At 42.3% G+C, this 2,343-nt stretch carries 1 protein-coding gene; it reads right to left on the bottom strand.

Features of this window, described 5'->3' with window-relative positions:
* Positions 1-2: 2 nt before the first annotated feature.
* Positions 3-1,814 (bottom strand): reverse transcriptase domain-containing protein, encoded by a 1,812-nt coding sequence (locus EPL05_RS21735; RefSeq protein WP_128536099.1) that lies wholly within the window; start codon positions 1,812-1,814, stop codon positions 3-5.
* Positions 1,815-2,343: the final 529 nt, after the last annotated feature.

Below are 2,343 nucleotides of genomic sequence, written 5' to 3'. Positions count from 1 at the left end.
GGTTAGGGTGAGGTCAAGGGTCGCCCCTCAACCTTCCCCACAGATCTGGACGTGCCCCTTTCAGGGCATCCAGCTCCCAGACGTAACTTATCCGCATGATGTTGTTTGCGGTGACAACGCTTGTGAACTAATTGGATATTTGATAGCTTATTATCCATGCGGTTCTTGTTCTTATGGTGTCGTTCCCATGATTCATACCAGTGCAGCTTACTTGTACAAATAGCGCAGTTGCCCTTTTGTATCTTGTATAACTTTTCCGATACGGTACCTGTTAATATGGCGTTTCTGCAACTCCAATATTCGGTATCTCCATCAAAGGGACTTCTTGCCGTTTGAACTTTCTTCCATAGAACATCAGTGCTAATATCAAATATCCCAAATGCCACATTCCCTAATATAAAACGGTCTACTAATCGCCCTCTCCGTTCAACTTTTCCTACATACCGTTTCATAAAGTCATGTCTGCTACTGCGATGTTTATGCACATCTTCATAGGCTTTGTAAAGTATTGTGTCCAATTCCCACCGTAGCTTCATAAATCCGTGCGAGGCATCAATAGCCCATTTGTAATAGTTCAGCCACCCGTTGACCATTCTTCTCAAATAGTCTGCCTTTTTAGTAAGTTCAAGTTGGTTACTGTACTCAAATAGCCGAACCATTTTCGTCCATTCTCTGATTTTCTTAGCAAAAGCATACACTTTATCAGGGTCGGGGTAAAACGTAACTTTATATAACTTGTCATGTTTACCACTCTTCCATTTATCGAATACAAAGCCGAGGAACTTAAAGCTTTCGCCTTTATAGAATTCTACTTTGCGAGTTTTGGATGGACTTAGTTTCAAACCTCGTTTCTCCAATATCTGCGGTAGCACTTCCATTACCCTGTCCAAATAGTCTTTATTCTCGCATACGATAACAAAGTCATCAGCATACTGCATAAAACCTACAGACGGGGCATGCTCCCTACATCTTTTCTTGATGTTGCTAACAAAACTCACAAAAGGTTTAAGATTTCTGTCCTTTGGTGTTCTTGTTGTTATCAGGTGATTATAGATTTCAAAATCGATACCCCATAATCCAATATTGCACAATAATGGGCTAATCACACCACCTTGCGGTGTACCTGCTTCCGTATCATGTAATATCCCGTCATCGACGTAACCACATTTGAACCATTGATTTACTGCTCTTAGAATATTACTACTTGTCCCTTTCATTGCATCCAGTATGTACTGGTGATTGAGATTATCGAAACATCCCTCGATGTCAGCATCCAGCACAACAACTTCACCTTTACGGTTCTTTAAGTTGTGCCATACTGCCATGCAGGCATCTGCGGTGCATCTTCCAGGTCTGAAACCATAGGTATTCTCGCTGAATTTTGCTTCCCATTCAGGTTCTAAGGCGATTTTGACCAATGCCTGATAGGCTCTGTCTTCAATTGTTGGAATTCCCAGCGGCCTTAATTTGCCGTTCGATTTAGGTATGTAGATCCTTTTCAATGGTTTTGCCTTGTAATCTTTATCAAGGTTCATCTTTTGAGCCAGTAGCAATCTGTCCGGATTCTTTAGGATGATTGCCCCGTCTACACCCGGTGTGTACTTTCCTGTGTTTTCAAACGTAACTCTTTTAACACTTAATAATCTGGCATACGGGTCTTTCAGTAAATCCCTTTGTAATCTTCTTACTTCGGTGATGTTACTGGCAAGCGTTGCCCGATACATTTGATTTTGCTTTCGGAAGATACTTTGCTCAACTGCTTTCCAGTCGATGTCTTCCCATCTGTTTACTTTCAGCATTTTAGTTACTTTCATTTGTATCTTTCGTTAAATCCACAACGAATTTGGCGTATCTGATCAACCGTGGCCAACCAGCTTTTGCTTGGTCGTTGTTCCTACCCGATATATCACATTCGTTCAAGAGTACTTATTGCTTCACAGCAAAGTGATATTCGGTTTCCTCGTTCCTTTAACCAATGTTTACCTAAACTTAGACTCCTCTCTATACCGCCAGTCGTATACAAGCTTATGGATAACCCTCGAACAGACTGGGCTCCTGTTGACTGGAAGACTGTACCATACGATGTGGGTACAGCGTGCATGCTCACGATACCTTAACGAGGTTATCATATTTAGTTCGTCCCATCTTTCTCTTGCGGCATCGCTCCGCTGGATTGACTTTTCTCCGAGCTTCCCACTCCCTGTTCTCTTGGCAGGTTAAGGGTCGGATGGACTTTATTAGATAAGCCGCTAACACCAGCATTCCACTGGATTGATTAAAAGTTAAATCCACCCTTACGGGTGAGACCCGTACAGCTTATTAGGCTGCACAACGAGTCGCACT

Source organism: Mucilaginibacter gilvus (assembly GCF_004054195.1).
In the GTDB taxonomy this organism is placed as follows: Bacteria; Bacteroidota; Bacteroidia; order Sphingobacteriales; family Sphingobacteriaceae; genus Mucilaginibacter; species Mucilaginibacter gilvus.
Note: the sequence above shows the minus strand (reverse complement) of the source record. Positions and strands in the feature narration are given on the sequence as shown.